This window comes from Streptomyces agglomeratus, assembly GCF_001746415.1.
In the GTDB taxonomy this organism is placed as follows: Bacteria; Actinomycetota; Actinomycetes; order Streptomycetales; family Streptomycetaceae; genus Streptomyces; species Streptomyces agglomeratus.
Map to the genome: position 1 here is coordinate 441047 of NZ_MEHJ01000001.1, position 25441 is coordinate 466487.

The window sequence follows — 25441 nt, forward strand, 5'->3', positions numbered from 1 at the left end:
CGCCGTCGCCTATCCCGGGCTCCTGCTCATCAGTCGGCGAAGTTTGCGGGTCACCACGACTGCTGCTGCTCCGGGACCTGGTGCAATCCGTAGGGAGAGCGAGCCGCCGGCCGTCGCGTAGGGCTGGATCAGTATCACCCCGTGGCGTCGGCCGGGGATGACCGTACGCCGCAGCCCGGACCCGGTGGCGCGGACGCAGGTGTAGAGCGAGGAGCCGTCGGTGCAGCGCACCCGGGCCCATACCTCCCATACCTCGAGGCGGTGGGCATGTTGGCCTGCCAGCGTGTCCAGGCCGTGCAGGAGGACTTGAGTGGTCCATGACTCGCCGTCCGGTCCATGGCGCTTTTTGAGGACGTTGCTGCGGGTCAGGCCCAGACGTCCGTCGCTTCGGCGTCGGAGCTCGATGTCCAGGGTTTTCGGGTCTGCTGCGGCCAGCCGTCCGTAGAGCTCGTGCACAGTGATTCGCAGGTGCCTGGGCCACCGCCAGATATGCGGCTCGGCGTCGATGTTGATGGGTAGTCGGCTGATCGGCTCGCTCTCAATCCTGTCCAGTGCGACCTCGGGCAGGTTCGCCGCCCAGACGGGACGCCCGTTCACGCACGCGTACGGCGGGAGCAACCGGGCCGGGCGGTTGCCCAGTCCGACGAGCCGCGCGAGGTCGCGTGGGTGATCGGCGCCGGTGACGACCCTGGCCAGCCAGCGGGCGGGGGCGCTTGCGGCGGTGAAGTCGGACTCGTTGAAGGAGGAAAGGTGCTCGCGGGTGCGCCGCCACCACTCGGCGCGGTGATTGCTGTCGTGGGTGCCCAGCTCGCGGACATACATCCGCAGGTCGTGGTCGAGGAACTTCACCCGTGCAGCGTGGGCCATGTGTCTCTGGCCGGCCCGCTCGAAAACCTCGACCGCACTGCGGTGGGCCCGCAGTCTGCTGATCCAGTTGTCGACGCTGCTGCGGGCCAGTGAGATGGACGGGTGTGCGACCGAGCGGCGTACATGCCAGAGGTAGACAATGTCGGGAATCACGGCGATGCGGGGCGATGCGGCTAGTAGCCGTGCGGTGAACACGAAGTCCTCGTAGCGGAAGGCCCCTTCGGGAAAGAAGACACCGTACTGCGACAGGAAGGCGTGCGAGTAGAGCTTGTTGACGCACAACGTGTCGCGCACCAGAGCGGGCAACTCGTTGGGACCGTTGTGGACCGCCGCTCGCTGGTAGAGCTCGTACTGCCAGGGGGTGTCGCGCATCTCGGGCAGCTCGCGGCGCAGGCATGCACCCGCGACGACGGGAACGCCATGATGTACCGCAGCGTCGAGCAGGGCGTCGACCGCGCCGGGCGGGAGCTCGTCGTCGCTGTCCAGGAACATCACGTAGGGGGCGGTGGCCTCGCGCAGGCCGTCGTTGCGGGGGGTTCCGCAGCCCCCGCTGTTGACTGTGCGGCGCACGACCCGGACCAGGGGGTGCCGACGTGCGAGACCCGCCAGCACCATGGCGGTGTCGTCGGTCGAGGCGTCGTCGACCACAAGGATCTCGGCAACGGCCGGGCCCTGGCGCAGGGCGGACAGCACAGCGCTTCTGATGTGCCGCTCATCGTTGTAGCCGATCACGATGACGCAGACTTGGCCCATGGGCCGGCTACGCTCTGTTTCTGCTGCCATATGCGCGAGATCCGTTCCGGTGACCGGTGTTGCTCTCTTCTTCGCTTCGGCTTCGTGCACAAGCTCAGCCCCTGTTCGCGCCTTCATTTCGAAGCTGGAACCGGGTTCCAACACTCGTGTACTTCGCGTTCTCCTGCCGTCGCAGGCGGGCTGTCCAGGGGCCTTGGCCGAGCGGTCCGTCAGTGGCGGGGCGAGGGCGGCCAAGGACGGCGCTGAGGCGGAGTGTCGACGGTCTGTCCAGGCTTCCTCGTATCAGCGGTCTATCTCGTCGAACAGGCGCTCCCATTGGTTCAGTACGACGGGCAGCTCAAGTGAGGCAACGCGGGACTGGGCAGCGAGGCCGTAGCTGCGGCGTAGCTCGTCGTCCTCGGCGAGCCGGCGCAGGGCGTCGGCCAGTGCGGCAGTGTCTCCCGGCCGCACCAGAGTGCCCGTACGTCCGTCGTCGATGAGTTCCCGCACACCTGCGGACAGGTCGAAGCTCACGCACGGCACTCCGCAGCCGGCCGCCTCCGCGATGGCCATCGGACGTCCTTCGCGCTCACTCGTAAGGGCCAGCACGGCCAGTTCCCGGTATGCCGCGACCATGTCCGACACGGTCCCTCGGAGTCGTACCCGGTCACCGATGCCGAGTTGCGCGGCCTGCTCGCGCAGAGCCGCTTCCTGCGAGCCGTCACCGAAGATGTGCAGCTCCCAGCCCGGGAGATCGGCGCAGGCGACCGCGAAGGCGTCGATGAGGCGATCGAGCCGCTTGACGGCTTCCAACCGGCCGACCGCGCCGATCCGCCGGGTGTCCAACGGGGCCGGAGCCGTGAGCGGGAAGGGCAGCGGATTGGGCATCACGGTGGCGTTCGGCAGCCGGTCGCGCTGGAACGCGGCGGCGTCCCCCTCACTGAGGAAGACCGACTTCTCCAGCAGAGGGTAGTGACTCCGGATCAGGCGCAGGTGGGCTGAACCCTGGGCCTGCACGAACGACTCGTGGTACTGGCCGACGCCCTTGAGGTGCGACCACTCGACCGACGCGAGCCAGTCCACCGCCCAGGGGGAACCGATGATGACGTAACCGTCGTCCACGGCGGCGAACCGCTGCGTCAGCTTCCTCCTCGCCCGCTCTCGCTCGGCCCGGGCAGCGCGTGCCATGCGCATCCGGGCCGGGCTGAGCCGTTCGCTGAGGCGCTGGGCGTGCCAGGCCGGAGCCGACGGAGTGCTGTAGAGAGTGGTGTGCCGGTAGGCCGGCGCGCTGAAGAACTCGTACGGCGCGGCGCTCGGTCTGATACCGATCAGGTCGACGCGGTGCCCGCGCTGCGCGAACCCTTGGGCGAGGGTGTGCATGACGCGTTGTGATCCGCCCATCGAGTCGACGTCGATGCCCACCAGGAAGAGATTTCGGCGATTTTCGGTGGTCCGCGTTCCAGAGTTCATCTGTTGCCGCCTTCGAAGAACGTGCTGACGACGCTTTCACTGGCCCGTCCGGTCTCGCGGGCGTTGAACCTGGCGTTGAAGCCGGCGTATGCGTCAGCCCACTTCGTCCGTACCTGGTCCAGGTCCCGGATCGCCTCCACGAGTTCCTCGGTGGTGGTCAGCATGGGGCCGGGGGCGATGTCCGGGAGGTTGTAGTAGGTGCCACGAGCACTGGTGCTGTACTCGTCGTAGTCGTCGGTGAAAAGCAGGATGGGACGCCTGAGATTCGCGTAGTCGAACATCACCGACGAGTAGTCCGTGAGCAGTGCGTCCGACGCGAGGAGCAGATCGTTGATGTCGGGGAACATGCGGCCGTCGCGCACACCGTGTCCCAGTTCGCGTGGCACGGTGAAGCGGTCGTAGTAATGGGGGCGCACCACGACGATCCACTCATCGGCTGTCTTCTCCACCAGTTCGGCCAGGTCCACTCGGATAGAACCGCCTGAGGTGTTCCCGTCCCGAAAGGTCGGTGCGTAGAGCAGCACTTTGCGTCCGTCCGGGATTTGCAGCCTGGCTCGGGCGGCCCGCGCGCGTTCGAGCTGTGCGGGCTCGTCGCAGCGAACCAGCGCGTCGTTGCGGGGAAGTCCGCATGCCAGCAGCTCACCTGTGAACTCATTCGCCCGGACGAAGGTGCGTTCGAATTCCTCGCTGGGTGAGATGAGGGCGTCCCAGCGCGAGATCATGTCGCGGTGCTTCTGCTGCCGCTCGGGACTGCCCAGGCGCAGCGCGGGGAGGTCGAAGCCCATGTGCTTGATCGCCTGGCCGTGCCACGTCTGGAGGTAGCGGGTTCCCGGCCGTTTGGGGTAGATCGAGGGGAAGCCGTGCGAGTCCACCCAGTAGCGGGCGCGGGCCAGAGTTCGTACGTACTCCCAGCTGCCGCGCCTGACCAGGTTCAAGCCCTCCGGGAAAGTTGAACGATCATCCGAATACGACCAGACGGCGCGCAGCGGCAGTCCGCGCCGGACCATCTCCTCGTAGATGTAGCGCGGGCTGTCGGTGTAGCCACGGCCTTCCAGGGCTTCGAACACCACTAGTCCCTTGTCCACCGGTAGTTTCTGTAGCTCCCGGTAGGTGAGGGCCTTTGCCCGCGGCCCGTTGACCTTGCGCTGCAACTGCCGGACCTTCCGGCGCAGTGGCCGTACGCGCGGCACCAGCGTCTCCGCGTGGGCGAGTGCTCCGGATCGTGACCAGGTGAACTCCAGCCGCCCGGCCCCCTTGCCCTCACATGCCACGCGAATGTCCTGGCCGGCGAGCGTGCCGTGCAGCGTTCGATGAGCGCGCAGCGGGAGCAGGTCAGGGGGCGCGAGAACAACGTCGGTGCGCTTCATCCCGAGCCGTTCGAGGACTACTACGGGGTGGCGGCGGCCCTTGAAGCCTTTAGCACTCAGCGGGATGTGCCGGAGGTCGAGCTCGACGATGGCGGTGTACACATCCGGGCCTCCTCCGCCCAGTATGTACTGGAACGGGAGCTTCAACGGCGCGCCCCCTGCGGACAGCCACAACTGTGCCGTCACCTTCTCGGGGTTGGAGAGCAGCCCCGCCGGGTCGTACGTGCGCAGTACCAGGCGCAGCACGCGGCCTGCCGGGTCGAGGGCATGCACCTCGTGCCGCAGAGGGGCGGACAGGAAGGGTTGTGCGTCCAGGTGCCACTCGCTGATGTCCAGTTCGTGGCTGCCGTCGGGGTCGTGTTTCGGTGTGGGGTGTCCCCAGTACGTCCGCCCGGATTCTCTGCTCACCCGTCGTGGGGCGATCGTTGGGCGGCCGAGACTGCGGGCGGACTCGATCGCCTCGTCGAGGCGGCCGGCGCGCAGCAGGTACTGGCAGATGCGCTGTTCCCGGCTCACCGAGCCGATCGCCTCGGTGGTGAGCTCGTCGAGGTAGGGCGTCAGGAGCTCCGCGAACCGTTCGGTCCACTCCATTCCACGGAAGGGGAGATCACCGAGGTAGAGGCGCAAGTCGTGGCGGAGGAACTTCTCATCCTTGAAAGGGCGCAGATCGGCATTGCCACTCTGGATGAAGAAGCGGTCGATGAGACGGGCCACGGCGATCCGGTCAGCCACGTTCCTCAGCTTGTGGCGGCTGGAGGAGATGGACAGGCCGGCCGCGTCAGCCGAGAGCCGCCATGTGTAGACGGGCCACGGGACGACGGCGAAGCTGCGGGCCAGGGTGTAGGCCTGGGCCGTGAACAGCTGGTCCTCATAGTGGATGCCCTCTGGAAATCGCAGGCCATGGCGGGTGATGAAGTCGGCTCGGTAGAGCTTGTTCGTCGACAGGTGGTCGTGGAAGTACTCGGGTGCCTGGCGGATGCCTTCGACGATCCGGACCTCGTCGAAGAGGGCCGGATACCACAGTCCGGTAGCACGAGTCTCCTCAAAGAACCGCGTGACCTCGCCGGTGACGAAATCAGCCCCGGTTCGCTCCGCGACGAGCAGCATTGACTTGCAGGCGTGCTTGGGCAGATCGTCATCGCTGTCGAGGAACATGACGTACGGCGCCCGCGCGGCTGCCATGCCGGCGTTACGAGGTGCACTGCATCCACCACTGTTACTGTCCAACCGGACGTAGCGCACCCGCGGATCCGCATCCCGCAGAGCCTGGGCCACGGCCGGCGTGCCGTCGGTCGAGCAGTCGTCCGCAATAATCACTTCCAGATTGCGCAGAGACTGGTGGAGTACCGACAGCACTGCGCGGCTCAGGCGATCGGCGTCGTTGTAGACGATGACGACGACGGTGACATCCGGCACAGGCTCCTCATTCCACTCGATTCGCCCCCTGGATGACCATTGGACCAAGCTCTTCATTCGGCAGCCACCCGTGACGGCTCCTCCGCTGCTCCCCGGTGAGGCTGCGATGGCGAGTGGAGTGCTACGGCGCCGGCCTCACAATGCGTTCCACCCGGTAGTAGCCCGAGACGCACCGTGCGACCCAGTCCCGGGAGTAATCCGGGGTTGCGTACGGCTCGGACAGTCCCCGATGGGGAGGGGGCGGAAGGGGACGACCTTCGAGCCTTGAGCGGCCTTCGTGCGCACCAGGAGATCCTGACGATCCCAATCGACCGAACGGGTCACCGTGTCCGTTGCCATCACAGTGGGGACGAGACCGGCCACGGCCCACAGGCTCGCCACGGATGCGACCACGGCCGTGGTGGTGGCGAACGCCACGGGACGAGGCCCGCGCGCGGTCCTGCTGCAACGGTGAAGGGTTCACTCAACGTGCCGATCGCGACGCCCATCACCACGGCGAAGACGAGCGCCAGGCCCCTGGCCAGGCGGCCATGCCGAGCTGCTGCCAGAGCCACCAGCACACTCCATACCGCCAGCACATTCGGCAATGTGTGAGAGATGGTCGCGGGCGCCCACAGCAATGCCTGATAGGGGCTGGCGCCGGCAAAGAGAGCAGCACGCAGACGACGACGGTAGCCGCGATCGTCAGAGACTGGGGCACCTTCCAGCCCACGAGCCGAAGTACAGTGCGCGCGAGAAGGATCAGCCCCGCCAGAAGGGAGAGTACGAGCAGGGACGGAAGGAGCTTCGGCCCTGCCACCCCGTGTGCGTAAACAACTCCCGCGACTACTTCATTGGTGATACGCCCGTTCTGGATTTCATAGAATTCGTTGGCAATCCCAAGGATCCCGAGCTCCCGGCTCCTCCATGCTGCGCACCAATCGTCCGACGTGGGCTGGACGTAGAGCCCGAGGAAGCTGCCTATAGCGAGAAGGCCGCCCGCCGCAACTCCAAGCATCGAGGAGGCGACGACAAGGACCTTCCGCTGACTGGGCGGCGTGCGAGAGCCATTGTCTCTTTCATGTCAGCATGCCCGGCCCACTCCCTGCCGCCTCCCGGACGGGCGCTGCCGCTGCACAGTTGCGGCGCAGCGGGTAGCTTGGAAGTGGCCTTCAACGCACTGACGCTCTGGACTTTCCAGATTGGACGTGATGCGGGATGGTTCTCCTTCTCCTTCTGGCCATTCTGGCCATTGTGCTGAAGATATCCGGCGGCATCATCGAGAGCTACCGCTCCGACGGTCAAGATCAATACAATCTTGACGAGTGCGGCCCTGACGTCCACGAGCTTCCGCCTGTGACGGATCAACGCGCACGTCGGCCGTGCCACGGCCCAGGCGGCAGAGAAGCACGCCGACCGTGCAGGCGATCGCCGACCAGTACATGTAACGGTAATTCGTCACCGGCAGGATGGGCAGATAGGCGAGCACATAGGCCGCAGCGCTGATCCCGAGGGCTCGGACCGGCATTGCGAACGTCCCACTGCCCGGACGAACCGCAAGGACGACGGCGATGGTGAGCCAGAACCATCCCGCGAACAGGACCGGCAAGTCCCTGGCCGCACCGTCGACATACGTCTGAAGTGCTCGCCCCAGTCGGGGGTGGTGGAGCTCGAGTCGCAGATCGTTGGCCGCGATCCCGGGGTGGTACTGGTAGCGCGACTCGAAGAGGAATTTCGAGAAGATTTCCAGTCGATACTGGAGATAACCCGGCACGTGCCTGATCATCTCGCGGACCCACAAGGATGAGATCTGGTCCGTATGAGCCACAGCTGTGAACGGTCCGTGCTTCCCTCGCCCGTAGCAGGTCCAATACGTGTCCGACAAAGCGTTGACGCGGTCGCACTCTTTCGCCGCGGCCACGAGGCGTTCGCGCAGGTTCGGTGACACAGCCGCCGACTCCAGTTCCTGCACGCTCAAGACATGAAGCAAGTCGTCCAGCATGATCTGCGAGACCTGACTCGTCTTCACCGGACGCGCGGCAACTGAAATAGCGACAGTTGACGCGACCAGGCCGAGGACGAGAGCCGCCGTAGTGATAATCCAGATCCGGGGGGCCGGTTTGCCCCACAGTGCGAGTACGAGCATCACGAAGACCGGAATTGCGGCGAAGACCGCGTTCTTGCGGACCAGAATGGCATAGACCAGGAAGAGCACCCCCAGAGAGAAGAGGGCCCACCGCGGGGCGCGGCGGTCAGCTCTCAGGCGCAGGCCGCTGAGCGCGATCGCACTGGTGACGAGAAGAGCGAACGCCATGTGGACGTCCTTCCACACCACTCCGACGAAGGTGAGGACGTGGGGAAGGACCCCGGCTCCGAGGACAGCCAAGGCGCCCGAACGGCTCCCCGTGAAATCTTGGACGCAGCAGGCGATCACCCATATGGCCGCCCAAAAGATGACTGATTGCAGAACAGCCATGGATGCGGGCGTGCCTGTCACAGCGATAAGTGCACGCCAGGCCAAGCTCATGACGGGTGGGTGCCAGTCGCTCAAGGGCTCCATGCCGATGGCCTGCTTGAGCTGGTACAGGGAGTCGTGGCTCAGATATCCGGGCGAGAACACGAGAATCGTGGCCAAGCAACAGGCCACAGCAGCGGCTGTCACAACCCAGGTGCGACGCCACCGGTGACCGAAATGCCCAATGTGCCCCATGGGTGGGATGCTAACAGCGTGGATGGGGCTGGACGCGTGCCGCCACATGCGAGGCCAAACCACCATCAGGCTGGAATGAAGACGTAGCGTCGATAGGTGAAGAACCGGAACAATGTGGCGAGGAACCAGCCGCAGGCGCGAGCGATGTTGTCACTAAGAGCCGAGTCGAGCCCAAGCATCTGCCTGGACAGAACAACCATGCCCGCGGTGATGACCATGCCGATGACGTTCACGAAGGTGAACAAGGCCAACTCCCGGGCCACGTTCTCCCGATGTCGCTGCCGATAGGTCCAGTAACGGTTCGCGAGCCAGCTGAAGACTGTCGCGGCACCCGTGGCAATCACTGACGCCTGAACGGGCACGGCACGCATCGGACCGCCGCCGCCCCCGGGAAAGCCGAAGACCAACAAGGTGTAGCCGCCGTTGTCCAGCACGAAAGCCAGCGCCCCGACGGTCCCGAACATGGCGGCCTCGCGCCAGACGCCCCTGACGACGTCGCGCACGCGAAGAGCCAGGGAGGCGAGAACCGACACAAAAGCAATCATAACGGTCACGGTGTGCCTGCGGCCGTCTGGCATCCCCGTGTCGCACCATGAGCGCAGCAGCCCATCGCCCGACCAAGGAGAGCCCGTGCGCCCGACGATCGCCTGCGTCGTGCCGTGCCACAACGAGGAAGCTGCCGTCGGCAAGGTGGTGCGGGATCTGAGAGCCGCACTTCCCGAAGCCGAAATCTACGTCTACGACAACAACTCGACAGACCGCACAGTGGCGGTCGCGCGCGAGGCGGGCGCGATCATCCGCGTGGAGTCGCACAAGGGCAAGGGCAACGTCGTGCGGCGAGCGTTCGCCGACATCGACGCCGACGCCCTGCTCATCATCGACGGAGACGACACGTACGACGCGACACGGGCCCGTGACATGGTCAACCTGCTGTTCGAGGGGCCCTACGATCAAGTCGTCGGCACCCGCAACGTGGCGGCCGACGGCGCCTACCGTACCGGGCACTCCGTGGGGAACAAGCTGTTCACCTCGGCGGTGCGGACCCTGTTCGGTCGCGATGTGACCGACATGCTCAGCGGTTACCGAGTCTTTTCGCGGCGCTTCGTCAAGTCCTTCCCCGCGCTGTCCCGCGAGTTCGAAATCGAGACCGAGATGACGGTTCACGCGCTGAGCCTCCGACTCCCCACAGCAGAGATCCCCGTCGACTACACGGGCCGGCCGACAGGAAGCGAGAGTAAGCTCCGCACCTACCGGGACGGTTGGCGAATCCTCGGTCTCATCCTCAACCTCGCGCGTCGCGAACGGCCCTCGCTCGTCCACTCAACCATCGCGGGCCTGCTCGCCCTTGTCGCGATCATCCTCGGAACCCCGGTAGTCATCGAGTTCGCCCGCACAGGCACCGTGCCACGCCTCCCCACGGCGCTACTGGCTGCCACGATCATGACCATCGCGGCACTCGTCCTCCTTCTGGGCTACGTTCTCACTTCGGTCATGCACATGCGCCGGGAACAGTCCCGGCTCATGCACCTCGCCTACCCGGCGCCCGGGACCATGCCGCGCGGGGTAGGCACCGACCCGAGCGGCGTGGACACTGGAACCGGCAGCAGTGACTGAAACGCACCGCTTACTGGAAGTTCGGCCACTGCGATGGTGATCTAGTAGTACTTCGTTAGGTCGGGCTGGAGAGGGTCTGTTGTCTTCGCCTTCGGGGTGGTAACTGGCGATGGCAGGTGGGGCATGCGCCGGTCCAGCAGAGCAACAGGTCCTGCATGGTGTGGAGGACCTGGTAGAAGGTCAGGCCGGCGCTGTTGCTTTTGGGTCCAGGCGGCGGAGGGTGCAGAAGGCGTGGGCGGCGGTGACGAGGGTGGCGTGGTGGTGCCAGCCGCGCCAGGTGCGGCCTTCGAAGTGGTCCAGTCCCAGGCCGTGCTTCATCTCGCGGTAGTCGTGCTCGATCCTCCAGCGCATCTTCGCGAGTCGGGCCAGTTGCCGCAGCGGGGTGTCGGCGGGCAGGCTGGTCAGCCAGTACTCGGTGGGCGCTTTCTCGCCGGTGGGCCACTCGCTCAGCAGTGTCGCCGTGGGCAGAACACCGTCCCAGGCGGTGGAGCCGCCAGCCCGGGCGATGGCGTGCCTGCGGGCCGCGACGCCGGCCGGACGCACCGTCTCGACTTTGAATCTTGAGCGCATCGCACCGCGCGAACCGGTGCGCCAAGTGGCCTGCCGGTATGCCTTGCGTCCGGTCCCGGTGGCCAGGTCCTTCAGGGAGGAAGCCTTGGTGCGGTAGCGGACAGCGGGTTTGCGTCCGGTTCCGCTCCAGGCGGGGGCGGTGGGGACAGCGTCGGCCGGGTGAGCGGATTCATCCGCCCGGACGGCGACGACGAAGTCCAGACCACGGTCGGCCAGAGCCTGCCGGAAGGCGTTGTTCTGGCCGTACCCGGCATCCGCGACGATCACCTTGGGTTCCAGGCCCCAGCCGATCGCCTCGTCGATCAGGTCCAGGGCCAGACGCCACTTCTCCCGGTGCCCCACCTCCTCGGGCACCCCCGCCTTGGCCCGGCGCGCGGTGTCGTCCTGCCACTCGGCCGGCAGGAACAGCCGCCACGAGATCGGCACGGAAGCGGTGTCGGACGCGGCGTGCAGGCTGACCGCGACCTGGCAGTTCGACTGCTTGCCCAACGCCCCGCACCACTGCCGGGCCACCCCCACCGACATCTTCCCGTCCTTGGGGAACGACACATCGTCGATCACCCACACCATCGGATCGACGACGGGAACCGTCTTGACGGCTACCGCCCGCAACACCGCCACGTGGTCCCACGGAGACTGGTTCACGAACTGCTGCAAGGCCTGCATGTCGCCGTCCGGCAGCCGCTCGGCCATCGGCTGGATCGACTTCCTGCGACCGTCCAGCATCAACCCCCGCAGGTAGCAGTCACCCTTCGCCCGCTGATCCCTCCGCGGCACCGACGCGAACACCTCAGCCACGAACTCGCCCAGCTCGCCCCGGAGTTGCTCGATCTCCCCCAGCTCCATCAGAGCAGCATGCCCAACCCGGCAGCCCGAGATCAAATCAACCTAACGAAGTACTACTAGGCTCCTTGCCCTTTTGGCGTGTTCACGGACCGCCCGTCGCAGCCGCTCCGGACGCTCTTGGTCCACCGCCATACCGCCCACACGAGAACCGGCTGGTTCGTCTTGCTCCAGGCGGGCAGGTCCTGGAATCCGAAGCAGTCGACGTCCACGCCGCTTGGGAACTGTTCGACGGCGGCGTCGATGTACTTCACGCCGCACGCCCACACCATCAGTGGTGTGGGCGTGCGGGTCCCGGGCCGCATATGGGGTGGTCAGCCGGCGACCCTGCCGAACAGGTGGTTGGCAGGAGCGTTCGGGTCGTTGCCGTAGAAGAACTCCGTGACCGCCTGGTGGAATTCGGCGCGGTCCAGCGCACCGGAGCCGTCCCGGTCCAAAGCGGCGAAGACCGCGGCGCAGTCCTCGCCGGGAACGCCGGCGACCGAGTCGAACATCTGCTGGAACTCCGCCTGGTCGATCTTGCCGTCTCCGTTGAGATCGACGAGGTCGAAGAAGCAGTTGGTCACCGGCGCGATCTGTTCCGGGTACAGCGCGGGGTCGGTCAGGACCCGCCTGAACCCTTCGGTCATCTCCCGCAGATTGACCTTCCCGTCACCGTCCTGATCCATCGGGGCGATTACGTTCGTCCAGAACCCGTCCATCCCCTCGGTGAGCAGGCGGGCGGTGGCTCTGTCCGGCGCGGTGCCGCGGGCGGCGATGTAACGCTCGCTCATCATTCGGACGTCCCGCTGGGTGATGAACCCGTCGCCGTCGACGTCGGCGCCCCTGAACCACTGGCCGTACTTGAGGTCTTGAAGTGCAGTCACGACTGCGCACAGTATTCGTGCCGTTACGCAAGCGCAAGCGGCAAGTTGAGAGCCTCTCGGGGCCAGGGCCAGCCTGCTAGGCGCGTGACGATGGTGTTCACGGAAACTTCCCCGAAGAGGCAGGAAGCTTTCGTATCAATGTTCGAGATGGGGTGGTGCAAAGGCGAGCACATCAGGAAGGGGGCCGTCGTAGAGCTCGACGTCGACCAGCGCACTGTGAGCACTCGGTCCTTGGGACAGGCGCGAGCACGGCCGATCCCCTGTGAGGACGTTCGGGTTCCCGTGGCGGTCCAATGTTCCGCTCAGGCCCGGCTGGACCGGATCCCACCACGCTCCGGTGGACAGTTGCACGACGCCTGGCATGACGTCGTCCGACAGGACTGCGCCCGCGAGACAGCTACCTCGGTCGTTGTAGACGCGTACGATCATGCCGCTCTCGATGCCGCGCGACTCGGCGTCCAACGGATTGATCGTCACGGGCTCACGGCCACTGATCTTTGATTTGAGGCTGTGGCCACCGTTGTCGTACTGGCTGTGAAGGCGTGAGGCGGGCTGATTCGAGATCAAGTGCAGCGGGAATCGGTCTGACAGATCGGCACCAAGCCACTCCACCGGCTCAAACCACGTCGGATGCCCGGCGCAGTCCTCGTAGCCGAACGAGTCGATCTCCTCGGAGAAGATCTCGATCCGGCCCGACGGCGTCGGCAGGGGGAAACGCTGCGGATCTGAGCGGAGGTCCTCGAAGCTGCCGGGAAACGGTCCGTTCAACGCCGGCAGTTCAGCGGTGGAGTTTCGCCAGAAGTCGTCGAAGCCCGGCAAGGCGGCATCGTCGCCGAGTTTGGCCCTCGTCTGCTCGTAAAGGTGGCGGACCCATTCGATCTCGGAGCGCGATTCCGTGAACTCCTGCTCGTATCCGAGCCGGGAGGCCAAGGCAGCGAAGATCTGGTGGTCGGTGCGCGACTCGCCCGCCGGCTCGCGGGCTTTCGGCATCGCGACGAGGTGGGGGTCTGAGAATCCGGCGGCGACGTCGTCGCGCTCCAAGGTGGTGGCGACGGGAAGGACGACGTCCGCGAACTTGGCCGTGGTGTTCCACCAGGCTTCGTGAACCACCACCGTGTCAGGGGTCTGCCAGGCTCGGGTCAACCGATGCAGGTCTTGGTGGTGGTGGAACGGGTTTCCTCCGCACCAGTAGATCAGGCGAAGCTCGGGCAACGTGAGGCGCCGGCCGTCGTAATCGATGGTCTTGCCCGGATGCAGCAGAGTGTCGGCGATCCTTGCAACAGGGATGAAATCCGGGACAGGGTTGGCAACCGCGGGAACCGTCGCCACGAAGGCGCGGCCTCTGGCAACGCCGGTCGCGTCCATCGTCGCGTAACCTGCGCCCCAGCCGCAGCCAGGCCGACCCATCGAGCCCGCCATGGCGGCCAGCACGACAGACATCCAGATCGGTTGTTCGCCGTGGTCTGCCCGCTGCACCGCGTAGTTGACCATGATGAGAGAACGCCTGGTGATCAGGCGGCGAGCGAGGTCGGTGATCGCCTCGCGGCTGATGCCCGTGATCTCCGCTGCCCAGGCAGCGTCCTTCGGGATGCCGTCGAGCTCGCCGACCAGGTAGGAGGCGAAGCGGTCGAACCCGATGCAGCACCGGCGAAGGAAGTCCTCGTCGTGCCACCCGTTGACCAGCATCGTGTGGGCGATGCCGAGCATTGCGGCCGTGTCGGTGTTGGGGATGACGGGCAGCCACTCGGCGTCGAGGAAGCCGGCGACGTCGCTGCGGATGGGGCTGACGTTCACGAACCGCACACCGGCCTCATGGCACTGGCGCTGCAGGTTCTGCGTCTGGTGCCTGGCCAGCCCACCAGGGTTGATCTGGCTGTTCTTGAGGGCCAGCCCTCCGAACGCCACCACAAGTTCACAGTTCTCGGCAATCTCGTCCCACATCGGCATCCGGGACTGGTAGCTCCACGGATGGCCGCCGATCACATGGGGAAGGATGACCTCCAACGCCGCGGTGCTGTAGGTGTTGCGAGAGTCGGTGTATCCCCCGCCTACTGACTTCGGCTTGTCAGGGTGCGGCTGGTGTCTCGAGGGTCAGGCCGGTGCCGGCTATGAAGCCGTCGAGGGTATGGGGACGGTATTGCAGGCGTTTGAGGCGGTTGCGGACGAGGGCTTCGAGCTGGTCAAGGGCCATGACGGCAAGGTTGGCCAGGCTGCGTTTGACGTGGGCCCACACGCCTTCGACGGGGTTCAGGTCGGGTGAGAGGTCGTTAAGTCCGTTTCTGGTAATGGCCTCGTCCGGGTTGGGTGAGGAAGCCTTGGCGGGTGAGGCGGCCGAGGCGGCTGCGGGTGATGTTGACGGATGCCTCGTCGGTGGGCATGCCGAGGAGTTCGTGCAGCTCGCGAGCTCGGAACACCTGGTCGGGGTGCTGGTTGAACGCGTTCACGATGTCCTGGTAGGCGGTGTTCGCCTCGGGTGGATCGGGTTCGGCTCCTGCTGGTGCGGCCTCCGTGATTATTCGAGTGGTGGCCAGATCCGTGAGTCGCGCTTCGCTCTCGGCCAGGGCAGCGGTGAGGTGCTCGATCTGGCCGCGTAGTTCTGCGGCCCGGGTGGTGGCCTCGTCCTGCTGGGTTTGAAGGTAGGCCAGGAGCTCGGAGACGTTCACGCGGCCAGCCCGAGAATGTCGCGCCAGGCCGGAGCGGGGGTGGTGAGGCGGCGGGCCATGTTCGCGGTGGAGGCCCAGTAGACGCGTGAGGCGGAGGTGTCGGGCCGGTGGTCGTACTCCCGGGTCAGACGCCGGTGCAGCATCAACGTGCCGTTCGTCTGCTCGACCACCCACCGCTTCGGCTGCGGGACAAACCCTTTGCTTTGGTCAGCAGGGTTGCGGCGGACGACCTCGACGTCGATGTCCAGCAGGACGCCGTGGATGATGACTTCGTCCTTGAAGCCCTGGTCCACCAGCGCTTTCTCCAGGCGCATCCCGCACCGCTCGGCGGCCTGGTCGAGCAGGGCGGTGCCGGCGGCGTTGTCGTGCGCGGAGGCGGCCAGGACGACGACGCCGATGATCAGCCCCAGAACGTCGACGGCCAGTCCCCGCTTGCGCCCCGACACCTTCTTGTTCGCGTCCAGCCCCGTCGTGGTCTTCGGGACACCCGCCGCGGCGCGGACGGACTGGGTGTCGATGATCACGAGGGACGGGTCCTCTAATCGGCGGGCCTTCTCCCGCACCTGGCAGCGCAGGAGTTCCTGGATCCGCTGGTCCAGCCCGTCCTCACGCCACAGGCCGAAGTAGTAAAACACCGCCGACCAGGCCGGGAAGTCATGAGGCAAAAGGCGCCACTGACAGCCCGTCCGGTTCTGATAGAAGATCGCGTTCACGACCTCCCGGAGGTCGCAGGACCCGGGATCTCCGGTCGCCGACCGCGCCACCCTGTCCTGCTTCCAGGCCGTGATCATCGGCTCGATCAACGCCCACTGCTCGTCTGATAAGTCGCTGAGGTACGGCTCTCTCTTCACGCTCGCATCTCAACATGGACATGCTCATCAGGCGGCCGGGACGGCGATCAGTACCACGATCGAGCGATCACGAACCGAGGAAGACCGGACTTAACGCCCACTGAGCGTCGTCGAGCCACAGGACGCTGCGCGGGGTCAGCGCGTTGGCGGTCAATGCCATGAGCAGACTGGACGCGTTGGCGGGAACTAAGAGTTGGAAGTCGTCCGGCACCGCGTGCTGAACGGCTTCGAATGCAGTGCGAGTCTTGCCTGTGCACGACGGCCCCCGTACGACTACGAGTGCTGGGGGCGCCTGCTCGGCGGCGGCAGCGACCAGCCGTTCGCGCAGCTCGTCATCGTGCGGGCGAGGCACATAGGCAGGCAAGACAAAACCAGCGTCGACCTGTCTGTCGGGACGCCCGGAGATTGCGGGATGGACTCCGAGGCGCTTGGCGGTCCAGGAACGGATGGGCCGGGAACGGTCGAGTACCGCTGAGGGGGGAGTGGGCCGGGGAGCCGGACGTGCGCCAACGGGGACCGTGGTGGCTGTGTAGAGCAGGTCCAGCAGGTAGTTGGTATCGAGGCCCAATGCGTCGGCGAGCGCGTTGACTGTTGCGGCGCTCGGCGGCGGCGCGTTAGGGCTGAATGCCTGGCTGACGACGGTGCGTCCCAGACCGCTGCGAGTCTTCATCTGGTCCATGGACAGGCGCTTCTTCAGGCGGCCGGCCTTGAGCTGGCGGCGCAACTCAACCAGGGCCTCTTCCGGGCTCAACGCCACCTGCGATTCGGGGTCGGGCTGCGCGTCCATGAGATCCGGCCCCCCGGGACTTCGTTCGGTGGTTCGTCTTTGTTCGTCGTCGTTCGCGGCGAACCTTGGCGAACACCGGGTCCGTCAGATTCGGCACATCAATCATTCCGCTGATCGAAGGGTTGAGACACCGTGTCTGAGAAGGCTGTTCTGGTCGTGCTGGTCTGCATTCTGGCGGTATTGGTCTCGGTACTGGTGGGCGCCGGGGCAGGATACCTGAGCCGCAGAAGTGGTGCGACGTATCCTGCTGCGGCGTTGCAGGCGGGGGCTGCGTTCGCGGCCACGTTGGGTGTGGTGGCCGCGGTGACCGCAGCGCTGACGGCCGTCGCCGTCTTACTGCACTGAGCCCCTCCGCCGCGACGACGACCGGTTCACCGAGGCTGCGTTCGGGAAGCCCGGAGCGCGGCGTTGGTGAAGAGACGCATCAGCTACTACCTGCGGACAAAGGCGAGCCACGGCTACGGCCCGGTAAATGCCTTCGTGACCCGCCCCATCCCGCAGGCGCACTCCGCAGAGCCCGCTGCCCTCACTGGATGGGGCACGCCTACACCCGCTTCCCGTACGGCCGCGAAGAGTTCGCGTACGCGGACCTCCTGGTCGCAGCCAACGTGCGCCGAGATGAACGTATGGAGACACGCGCCGCACAGAGACGATGACGTCTGACAGCCCCCCGTGCCAGGCCGCACGTCAGATAAGCGGCGGCCACCCCAACCGGGTCATCCGCCACACCGTGCGCCACTTCATCGGTTGACGCGGTCCGCACGAAGCTCGGATGCCCTCGAGGAATCCGGCGCCCCAAGCCCTCAGTCCGGTGAGGGAGTGAGTGCGGGGTACCTCGCGGGGGGGCTCGCTGCAAGGCAGCCCGACTCACGCGGGGGCGGACCCCGCGTCGCCATCTGTACCTGCCTCCTAACCTCGCACCCGTCGAGGCCAACCACCACGTCTCGGGAAGGCCTACACCTCACGGGAAAACTGGCCGCATAATCGGCGGCTGGATCGTTACTGTGTGACAAATACTCCTTGTCGCGTGGGCGCCCGAGTTGTAGAGCCAGTCGCCTGAAGTTGAAAAGAAAGTGACATCTTCTTCATCGCCAAGGCGAAGATCACTGAGCCGCCACAAGGGCCGGTACAGGATTGCCGGTTCCACTATCGGCAAGGGAACCGTGCGTACACCCAAACCCTCGACTGTGAAATCGACTTGAGGGTGGGTAACTAGATTTACACCCCCTCGTCGCCGCCGAGCGACGAAGTGCCGAATCCAACGGGCTGCCCCCACACCGTCTATCCGGTCTGGGGGCAGCCCATTGGTGCACGCCCTGGGCTCCGTCCGTGGCCGGAGAGCCTCCAGCAGTGCGCACGTATTCGAGGAGGACCGCTGTGCCCCTTCCCGCTCCCCGCTCGCGCCAGGGCTGGGACTGTGTACCCCGACCCCGACGCAGGAAGGCATCGCGGGGCAAGGACCAGACAGGGCTGAGGAACCCGCCACGGTCGCCGTGGCTGACGACCTGGTGGCGGCGCGCCGGGCGTCGTCGCTGTTCGCCGTGCTGGGTTGTTTCGAGATCCAGTCCACGCTAGAAGGTGTAGCGGGTGTGGCTGAACACCTGCCCGTCGTGCCCGAAGCCGTACGCTGTGCCGGGTGCCACCGCGAACAGCAGGTCGTTGCCCGTGCGGATGCTGTCACCGAAGCCGTAGAAGGTCCCCTCCGGCGAGGTGATGTGGTCCCCGTACTGCACCTCGAACGCGGCGATTACCTCGTCCTGCCGCGCCAGGTCCGTCACCCGCTCCGCCGTTCCCTCGATTACGATGTCGAGGCCTTCGGAGAGCGAGTTGTGCCCTGTGGTGAGTGCGCAGTGGGCATTGCCGGCCAGGTTCTTTGCCTTCTGCTCGCCCGGTCCGGTACTGAAGTGCAGCGCCCCGTCGTGCCAGGCGGCGATCAGCGGCGTGACGTGGAGCCGGCCGTCCGACCGGACTGTGGTAATCCAGAAGATTTCGGCGGCCCGCAGTTGGCGCTGAGCCTCGGCCCAGTCGGTGGCGGTGACGTTCTCCGCGCCCGGGCGCGGGTGGAGAGCGGAGCTGTAGCGGGCGTCGAGCTCGGTCCTGGGCTGCTTCAGCGTCATGCGGAACTCCCTTCCCCCCTTTTATAGCGAAGGCAACGCAGCCCGGCCCGGCGGCGCTCAGGACCGGCTTCTGGACATCACGAGGTGATCTTCGGCAATCTCGGAGAGAAGGAGGCCGAGGAGGCCAGGGCCAAGACCGCCGCCATGGGCGGCAAGCTCCTCGGCGGCGCCGCGGGGCAGCCCTGCGACCGCCGCCTCCGGCAAGGCCATGATCAGTCAGTGGCAGAACCGGCCCTCCGTCTCGACGACCGCAAGCCCTACCTGGACGACCGGTGGAACGAGGGCTGCACCCATGCCTGGAGCTGTGGGAGGAGAGCGGGTCGGGGCCGTGCAGCCGCAGGACGCGATCGCTGGACGGCCAGCTGGCCGTACGTGAACGGGCCGGCTCGCCTTGAACCGGCGCAGAACCAGTTGCAGTGGCGCGACTTTGGGGCGGACCGGGCTGCGGGCGAGTGGACGGACCACTTCGTCGCCTTCATCTGCTTCCGCCCTGCTTGGCCGCGCCGCCTTTCCCGATGTCAGGTCGCGGCCGGAGCGGGCCCTGGCCCCGTCTGACCGTCGGATCTTCAGCAGTGCAGCGGGCTTTGCCGCATCCCGGGGTTGCGGACGCTCCATAGCGGCTGCGGCGGGGTCAACCGCTGTGGGGCTGTACTCCTCCCCCCGAACCTGGGCACGTCGGCCACGGTGACGTCCAGGCGCGGTCGTACGATGCGCAGCGGGTGTCTCCACGCACCTCGTTCGATGGCGGTGTCCGCACTGACTTCCGCGACCAGTCCAGGCGGCGCACGGCAGGGCCGACCAGGGCGAGATCCTGCCCGCCAATCCGAGAACCGACTGCGCACGGCCATGCGCCAGATGATGGGCGTGTTTTTGCGTAGCTGAGCCGAGGGGCCACTTCACGGTGGGCGGGCTGGTGCGTATAAGTCCGTATCAGGCAACAGCGTGATCCCGGCCTGGTGACGAACGAGATCCGGCCAATGACCTCGTTGCCGTCCCGCGCTACGTTGACGCCAGGCTTCAACGGCGTCCGATGAGGGATGCCTTGACAGAGGGAGAGAAGACCATGCGCGGACGCGGCGGAATTACGGAGGCACACAGACGGCCGCTGGCCGTGCTGACCCTCTGCGCGGCCCTGACCCTGACGGCCTGCAAGGCGGACGACAGTGCCCCACCCGGGACCGACGAGACGTCTTCCACGTCGGCCGCCCCTGTCACCCCCGCCGCGGGGGCGAGCGCCGCCGCCCCGACGGTCACCGCGTCGGCTGCGAGGCCCTCCACGGTATCGAAGCCCACGCCGGCCGGCAGCCCTGCCACCGCGCCGGGCGAAAAGGAGCCCAAGCCGCCCGCTCCGGGCGCCACTTGTGACCACAAGATGCCCATCTCGCCGGACGAGATCGCCGTCAACCGCTACACCCCCGAGGGCGGCTTCCACAGCCTCATCGTCAAGCACGGCAACTGGGGCTGTGGCACGCCCGACACCGACGGCGCACCATTCGAGACAGTCGGCGTGGAGACCTTCATCCCGATCGCGGAGGATGCCAAGATCACGGCCGTCACCCCGGTCGTCGAGAGCACCGAGAACAAGCAGATCACACTCCAGCAGTTGATCGACTGGCTCGTCGCCCACCCCAACCAGGGACTCGTCTTCCGCTATCACCTCGGTCCCGGCGCGAAGATCGACACTCTGGACCAGGTCTTCACCCCCTGAGAGGACCGGCCGACCCGCTGCCCGTCGGTGACCACAAAGCAGCCCTCCGCCCTGTACCGCCACAACCTCGGCTACGAGAACCCGGCTGGTGGCGCCGGGACCAGCCCCGAGGGGCACTCTGCGCATTCCGTGCGGCCTCACTACCGAGGCGCTGCCGAGCGACGATGCGCGGCTCGTCCACGAGGAACACCGCAACGCACTCCGCGTCGAGATGACACGAAAAGCGGTCCCCGCCGCCAGGGTGACGCGGTTCGGCTCGGGCCCGGTTGGCAGGTAGGGCTGGGAGTACGGCGTGATGCTGACGCCCATGAAGTCAGCGGCAGAAGTCCGAGAGGTGTTCGGGTAAGGCGTGGTACGACACCGAGGACCCCTCGTACTGCCCTCGTCATGAGCGTGATATCATGGGGAGATTTATCGGCGACTTCGATGGCGACCGAGTCAAGGACCGCGAGGAGCCCGGCTGCGGTCAGCCGAGCCCGGAGAGCCCGGGGGATGGAGCCGTTGCGGCGACCAGCGGTGATCAACTTTGCGCATTCCGTCTCGAGCTGATCGTAGGTTATGTCCAGCGCGCGCCCGACTGGATGGTCCTGCCCGGTGAACTCGACCCTCAGGTTGAGCATCACCTTGGCTCCGTCGTGGCGACGGCAGTAGAGGGTGTGCCCCCGGGTCATCGTCATGAGCGAGGCCAGGGGGTCCTCCTCGCGGAGGGCGGGCTGGCGCACCTCGGCATCCCACGGCTCGCTCACCCACGTCACGACGCTCCAGCGCGAGCTCCTCCTTGTTGGCGAACAGGTAATAGAGGGCGCCCCGCGTACAGCCAGCGTCCCTGGTTACCTGCTCGCCGGAGCCCGTTCGCTCAGCGCGCCACGACAACCCGGCGCCCCCACCCCGTCGCGACACGATCTCCGTGACCGCGGGCACGAGGAACCGTCATTAGGCGTCGCCGGGAGCGGCGGAATGGTCAGACATGGCCCGGATCGCCTCGTGACACATGCCGCATACGCAGTATGCCGACCGGGAGCAACTGGACGGGCGGCCACGCGCGTCAGCAGCTGGTGCCGGATGCAAGTCGGGTCCGATGTGGCGCTGAGACATGCAGGTCGCGCCTGTACCTCGTTAGCGTGGGAACGCCGACGCCTGGGAGGCCAAAGGGCCGAGCCGGGAACAACCGGTCGGGCCGATACGGTTGCATCGACCGAGGGACCGGCGCCGCACGGGCGGGGAACACGGAGAGCACAAAGGTCGTTCGCCCCACGGATCCGGGCCCCAGGATCGCGGTACGCCCCACCGCGCACTCGAACTAGACGTACTTCTGCAGGAGGACTGTTTCATGACCGACCGGCCCTTGACGCTCATGGCAGTACACGCCCACCCCGACGACGAGGCCACCGGAACCGGAGGGGTCCTCGCGCGGTATGCGGCGGAAGGCATCCGCACGGTTCTCGTGACGTGTACCGACGGCGGTTGCGGTGACGGGCCGGGGGGTGCGAAACCGGGTGATCCCGAGCACGATCCGGCGGCGGTCGCCTTGATGCGCCGTCAAGAACTTGAGGCGAGCTGTGACGTCCTGAAGGTCAGCGATCTGGAGATGTTGGACTATGCCGACTCCGGGATGGTGGGCTGGCCGAGCAACGACGCGCCCGGATCCTTCTGGCAGACCCCCGTGCAGGAAGGCGCTGCCCGACTCGCGGAACTCATGCGGCACTACCGACCTGATGTGGTCGTCACCTACGACGAGAACGGCTTCTACGGTCACCCCGACCACATCCAGGCCCACCGCATCACGATGGCAGCGCTGGAGATGACCGAACTGACACCGAAGGTGTACTGGACCACGATGCCACGCTCGATGATGCAGCGGTTCGGCGAAGTCATGCGCGAGTTTCATGAGGACATGCCGGAGCCGGATCCTGCCGAGGCCGCCGCGATGGCCGAGATCGGCCTCCCCGACGATGAGATCACCACGTGGGTGGACACCACCGCGTTCAGCGGTCAGAAGTTCGACGCATTGGCCGCGCACGCCAGTCAGGGCGAGAACATCTTCTTCCTCAAGATGGGCAAGGAGAGGTTCGGCGATTTGATGGGCATGGAGACCTTCGTACGTGTCCAGGACGCCACCGGCGCGGCGGTACCCGAGAACGATCTCTTCGCCGGACTGCGCTGATCCGCCCGTCCGACCGGCCCGTGGCCATCGACCGCACGGCGCGATCAAGCAGGGTCACACACAGGGAGGTTGTCCACGTGGGTTCCGCTCCGGGAACTCGCAATGCGGCGTAAGGTTCGCTGAACTGTCGATCCAGGCTGGCGCTCATCAACGGAACCGCCAACTCCGGTCGAAGAGGTGACCGAGATGCTGGGTGCCGTGGACGACGGCGGCATCCCCGAGTCCCTTCACAGCCTGCATGCCGTCGGCGCTCCGGCCCATCAACAGCCCTGATCAGGACGTCTCCTCAGTCCGTATGGTCGCCAGACGGTCTGCATACTTGCGGCACCGACTGCAACTGCGTTCGGTCTAAGAGCCTTTGCTGGCACGCCGGTGCAGTGCTGTGTTCATCTCTTCGCACTGTGCAGAGATGAACACAGCCGGCTGCCGCACTGCCTGCCGGGCGCGACGGCCTGGGAGCAGACCGGGCAGTGACTGTCGGCGACGGGCTGGAGCGTGTGTCCGGCACAGTCGGAGCACTGTCGTGCGGTGCCGGTGACGACGTAGGCGCACACCGGGCAGTCTGGGAAGCCTGCCGGGTCTGGGAGGCCTGCGGTCACAGGCCGGGCAGGGTGAGTTGCCGGCGCTGCCGGCCGGCGTGCGTCAGCGGTGACTTTCCAGAAGCAGGGACCGTCGTCCGGGTCGCTGTACCTGGGCTCGGGATGGGTGTAGGTGAGCCGGATCATGCTCAGTGGCGCCGGCATCGAGCGGACGTCGGGTTTGGCGACGGTTTCGGTCGAGGTCGCAGGGAACTCCAGCGGTGCGGCGACGGTCTTGGGGCGGACAGCATCTGCGGAATGGGTGACGTGCCCGTGTGGACACTGCCGTTCCCGGCGGGCCGGTGCGTCCAGTTGTGCCCGATTCTCCCAACCATTGAGAACCAGCGGCCGGGCGCTGCCGGAGACCGGCACAGCGGCCGCAAAGTCCGACGCATCACCGGAAGGGTCCTTGACCGCTGGCCCTGTCGCCCGCAAACCGGCGCTTCAAGTCCGCAGGCGACGCGGCGGCGCCGGAGCACGCTTTCTCGGACGGACAGCCGACACACCCATGCGGCGGGCGCGGCGCGCGGTGGTCTGTCGCGCCAGGAGGTCGGACGCATCCGCGCCGGCCGCGAACCGGACGACATGACCAGAATCATGGCCACGCTGTTCAGCCTGCTGTGGGCCATGGGCCTCGCCGGCGACGGCTGGCGCCGCTACCTCTCCCTCATCCTCAATGTCCTGTCACCGGCGGCGCCGACCCTGCATTTCGAGTCCGTTCCGCTGCTGCGGCCGTCACCGCGACCTAGAATCTGGCCGATCTAGCGGAGGGGCCGAACGGCGCCCCTCGGCGAGACACTCGCCTCCGTCCAACGGAAGGAACCTCCGTACGGCCTCCCGGCACCCGCCGGCACGTGAAACACGTCCGCCGAAGCTGCTTCGACGGGCGACTCCGAGGCGGGTTCAGCCCTTGGACGCCAAGGATTCCACGAATTCGCGCGCTTCCAACCGCAGCAAGTCCGACCAGGACCCCGGCACCTGGATGCCGCCCCGTGCCCGACGTCCACTGCCAGTACGCCGCAGAATGAACCGCAACCAAGCTCCGCTGGAACATGACCGTCGGCCCGTCAGTGACAAGCCGAGCTGCTCGACCTTGCCGAGCAGTGCCCGACAACCGAAGTCCATTTCGAACCCGCCCCCTGAACCGACCGCGCAGATCACCCGCGACCGCACCACCGCCCTCGCCGCCCGCCTGGCCGAACGCACTTGCGAGCAGCAGCAAGGCTGGCGCGGCCGCCTACTCACACGGCGGCTCTCGGAGCCGATCAGCCGGGCCTCGGTCGGAACGGCCCCCGCTCAGCGTGCATTCGACAAATCCTCGCGCCACCGGTGAGCAACACGGTTCGTGTGCGGCGGGTCGGCTCGGATGCCCCGTTGGAGTGTCTTCTTAGAGGTCGTTTTCAGCTATTTTGTGCCGCTGCAATTACCTCACGGGAACCTTGCACCTCTGTAGTGTCGGATCGGCAGGAGCAGGGGTGGGAGCGATCGCCGTTACGGCCATTCTTTGGGATGAGACAGAACTTCCCGGGATGAGACAGATAGTTCGGGCGTCCCATCACTCGCGCTGCCCACGAGAAACACCGTCATTGCTGGGATGAAACAGACTTCGCCGGTGAAAACGACCTCTTAAGGGGATGCGGGGGGCGGTCCCGCTCGTAGGCTCTCGCGGTCACGATCGTGACTTTCCGGACCCGGACGTTGTCGTGGTCGGAGATGTAGAGGGTGCCGGCGCTGTCCACCGCAACCCAGTACGGCCGCGACGGGCGTGTTGCGGCTGGTCACGGCGGCGTCGGCGTCGACGGTTTTTGGATTCCAGGACCTGGCCGTAGCAGTTACTTCCCCAGCCGCAGTCGGTCTTGCGAGCGGATGGCGAAGGTGTGTCGCCTGTACAACCGCACGCCGCCCGGGAACTCGTCCACCTCGGGGATCTCCGCCGGCCCGCGGCGGCGGTTGGTGAGCTGTCCGGTGAGGGTACGGACGCCGTCTGCCAGGTTGTTCAGGGATTCAGGGGAGGCGGTGGTTCGGACGGTGGCGTCGACGAGCAGGCGTAGCTCGTGGCCGAGGGTGGCGATCGCCTCCCGCTGGCGTTCCAGGTCCTTGGCTGCCGGGTCGTTCGGGGTGGTGAGGGGCGTGTTCATC

19 protein-coding genes and 2 pseudogenes are annotated in these 25441 nt (G+C 66.5%); 5 read left to right on the forward strand and 16 right to left on the reverse strand.

Going from position 1 to position 25441, the window contains the following annotated elements; translation table 11 throughout:
* Window positions 1-9: 9 nt before the first annotated feature.
* From AS594_RS01700 to AS594_RS01720, 5 genes are all read right to left on the reverse strand, one after another.
* Entirely contained in the window at window positions 10-1650 is a 1641-nt protein-coding gene (locus AS594_RS01700; RefSeq protein ID WP_176741082.1) for a glycosyltransferase family 2 protein, read from the reverse strand.
* A gap of 252 nt (window positions 1651-1902) precedes the next feature.
* Window positions 1903-3069, reverse strand: a complete 1167-nt coding sequence (locus AS594_RS01705) for a glycosyltransferase (RefSeq protein WP_069933617.1) — start codon at window positions 3067-3069, stop codon at window positions 1903-1905.
* Window positions 3066-5852 (reverse strand): bifunctional glycosyltransferase/CDP-glycerol:glycerophosphate glycerophosphotransferase, encoded by a 2787-nt coding sequence (locus tag AS594_RS01710; RefSeq protein WP_240508899.1) that lies wholly within the window; start codon window positions 5850-5852, stop codon window positions 3066-3068. Before AS594_RS01710 ends, AS594_RS01705 begins: the two co-directional genes overlap by 4 nt.
* A gap of 1255 nt (window positions 5853-7107) precedes the next feature.
* Entirely contained in the window at window positions 7108-8466 is a 1359-nt protein-coding gene (locus AS594_RS01715) for a hypothetical protein (protein ID WP_141747137.1), read from the reverse strand.
* A gap of 140 nt (window positions 8467-8606) precedes the next feature.
* Window positions 8607-9074: a GtrA family protein gene (locus tag AS594_RS01720; RefSeq protein WP_069934018.1), complete on the reverse strand. Its 468-nt coding sequence runs from the start codon at window positions 9072-9074 to the stop codon at window positions 8607-8609.
* A gap of 97 nt (window positions 9075-9171) precedes the next feature.
* Between AS594_RS01720 and AS594_RS01725 the strand changes: the two genes are divergently transcribed.
* The gene (locus AS594_RS01725) at window positions 9172-10155 is read left to right on the forward strand and encodes a glycosyltransferase family 2 protein (RefSeq protein ID WP_069933614.1); all 984 of its coding nucleotides are present in this window, start codon (window positions 9172-9174) and stop codon (window positions 10153-10155) included.
* 180 nt (window positions 10156-10335) lie between these two features.
* On the opposite strand, the gene AS594_RS01730 is transcribed toward AS594_RS01725, so the two are convergent.
* The 8 genes and pseudogenes from AS594_RS01730 to AS594_RS01760 all read right to left on the reverse strand — a co-directional run bounded on the left by AS594_RS01730 (window position 10336) and on the right by AS594_RS01760 (window position 16735).
* Entirely contained in the window at window positions 10336-11571 is a 1236-nt protein-coding gene (locus tag AS594_RS01730; RefSeq protein ID WP_069774172.1) for an IS701 family transposase, read from the reverse strand.
* Between the two features lie 56 nt (window positions 11572-11627).
* Window positions 11628-11822, reverse strand: coding sequence for a hypothetical protein (locus AS594_RS01735; protein WP_141747138.1), 195 nt, complete (start codon window positions 11820-11822; stop codon window positions 11628-11630).
* A 60-nt stretch (window positions 11823-11882) separates the two neighbouring features.
* Complete coding sequence (locus tag AS594_RS01740; protein ID WP_069925314.1) at window positions 11883-12434, reverse strand: EF-hand domain-containing protein; 552 nt, start codon at window positions 12432-12434, stop codon at window positions 11883-11885.
* 135 nt (window positions 12435-12569) lie between these two features.
* Complete coding sequence (locus AS594_RS01745; protein WP_240508900.1) at window positions 12570-14438, reverse strand: molybdopterin-dependent oxidoreductase; 1869 nt, start codon at window positions 14436-14438, stop codon at window positions 12570-12572.
* Between the two features lie 61 nt (window positions 14439-14499).
* Window positions 14500-14694: pseudogene (locus AS594_RS40675) on the reverse strand (IS630 family transposase); the annotation flags it as partial.
* Window positions 14695-14701: 7 nt separating this feature from the next.
* Window positions 14702-15097, reverse strand: a complete 396-nt coding sequence (locus tag AS594_RS01750; protein ID WP_176742728.1) for a hypothetical protein — start codon at window positions 15095-15097, stop codon at window positions 14702-14704.
* Entirely contained in the window at window positions 15094-15948 is an 855-nt protein-coding gene (locus tag AS594_RS01755; protein WP_079148352.1) for an IS5 family transposase, read from the reverse strand. Before AS594_RS01755 ends, AS594_RS01750 begins: the two co-directional genes overlap by 4 nt.
* Window positions 15949-16015: 67 nt before the next feature.
* Window positions 16016-16735 (reverse strand): helix-turn-helix domain-containing protein, encoded by a 720-nt coding sequence (locus AS594_RS01760; protein ID WP_069933612.1) that lies wholly within the window; start codon window positions 16733-16735, stop codon window positions 16016-16018.
* A 132-nt stretch (window positions 16736-16867) separates the two neighbouring features.
* Here AS594_RS01760 and AS594_RS01765 point away from each other — a divergent pair, with 132 nt between their 5' ends.
* Window positions 16868-17080: a hypothetical protein gene (locus tag AS594_RS01765; protein ID WP_069925318.1), complete on the forward strand. Its 213-nt coding sequence runs from the start codon at window positions 16868-16870 to the stop codon at window positions 17078-17080.
* A gap of 342 nt (window positions 17081-17422) precedes the next feature.
* Here AS594_RS01765 and AS594_RS45890 read toward each other — a convergent pair.
* Window positions 17423-17563 (reverse strand): annotated as a pseudogene (locus AS594_RS45890) (glycosyltransferase family 2 protein); the annotation flags it as partial.
* 743 nt (window positions 17564-18306) lie between these two features.
* On the reverse strand, window positions 18307-18852 hold the full coding sequence (locus AS594_RS01770; RefSeq protein WP_069925319.1) for a pyridoxamine 5'-phosphate oxidase family protein: 546 nt from the start codon (window positions 18850-18852) through the stop codon (window positions 18307-18309).
* A 1042-nt stretch (window positions 18853-19894) separates the two neighbouring features.
* Here AS594_RS01770 and AS594_RS01775 point away from each other — a divergent pair.
* The 3 genes from AS594_RS01775 to AS594_RS43790 all read left to right on the forward strand — a co-directional run bounded on the left by AS594_RS01775 (window position 19895) and on the right by AS594_RS43790 (window position 24067).
* Entirely contained in the window at window positions 19895-20560 is a 666-nt protein-coding gene (locus AS594_RS01775) for a hypothetical protein (RefSeq protein WP_240508901.1), read from the forward strand.
* Window positions 20561-21890: 1330 nt separating this feature from the next.
* Entirely contained in the window at window positions 21891-22724 is an 834-nt protein-coding gene (locus tag AS594_RS01780; RefSeq protein WP_069925321.1) for a PIG-L family deacetylase, read from the forward strand.
* A gap of 1163 nt (window positions 22725-23887) precedes the next feature.
* Window positions 23888-24067 carry a hypothetical protein gene (locus AS594_RS43790; RefSeq protein WP_069925322.1) on the forward strand — a complete coding sequence of 60 codons (180 nt, stop codon included), beginning with the start codon at window positions 23888-23890 and terminating at the stop codon, window positions 24065-24067.
* Between the two features lie 1067 nt (window positions 24068-25134).
* On the opposite strand, the gene AS594_RS01785 is transcribed toward AS594_RS43790, so the two are convergent.
* A complete protein-coding gene (locus AS594_RS01785; RefSeq protein ID WP_069925323.1) occupies window positions 25135-25440 on the reverse strand; it encodes a hypothetical protein in 306 nt (101 codons plus the stop codon).
* Window position 25441 lies beyond the last annotated feature (1 nt).